The organism is Stenotrophomonas sp. INTA L402-1, from assembly GCF_059295135.1.
The window spans coordinates 1-635 of sequence record NZ_JCAFWP010000155.1; the positions used below are offsets into that span (position 1 = coordinate 1).

Sequence of the window (635 nt, forward strand, 5' to 3'; positions counted from 1 at the left end):
CTGTTATGTAGTTTAATTGCTGGGGTTATGCAACCAGTATTAATGCACTTTCATTTTGATATTTCTTTAATAACGCCTGCTGGAGCTGCGATAGGGTTGGCTGGAACGAGTGCGGTAAGGCAACTTTTACTAGGTTTTTTTAAAAGTAAAGCTGGTATAAAAAATGAGTAATTTTAAACTATCAACAATGAGTAAAAAGCGACTCTCGGGAGTGCATTCAGATTTAATTCTCGTAGTAAACAAAGCCCTTGAATATAGCACGGTAGATTTTGCGGTGATTGAAGGAGTGAGAACAAAAGCACGCCAAGCCCAACTCTTTAAGCAAGGGGCAACTAAAACAATGAATAGCCGTCATTTAACCGGTCACGCGGTGGATTTAGCCCCGCTGGTTGAAGGAAAAATCCCTTGGTCAGAACGGAATAAATTTAAGGAAATTGCGAAGGCAATGTTTCGAGCGGCCAAAGAATTAAATGTCACCATTCGCTGGGGTGGAGATTGGAACGGTAATGGGAAAAGTGAAGATGAACGTTTTTATGATGGCCCGCATTTTGAATTACATCGTGCCGTTTATCCGTAAATATTCCTCGCTGTTGTGGTTATGCGTAATTTTGGGCTTGTGTGGTTGGGTTTGGTAT

General features: G+C 41.1%; 1 protein-coding gene. It reads left to right on the forward strand.

Features of this window, described 5'->3' with window-relative positions; all coding sequences use genetic code 11:
• Positions 1 to 163: 163 nt before the first annotated feature.
• A complete protein-coding gene (locus tag AC5O77_RS22055; protein ID WP_494507203.1) occupies positions 164 to 577 on the forward strand; it encodes a M15 family metallopeptidase in 414 nt (137 codons plus the stop codon).
• The last annotated feature ends 58 nt before the right edge of the window (positions 578 to 635 follow it).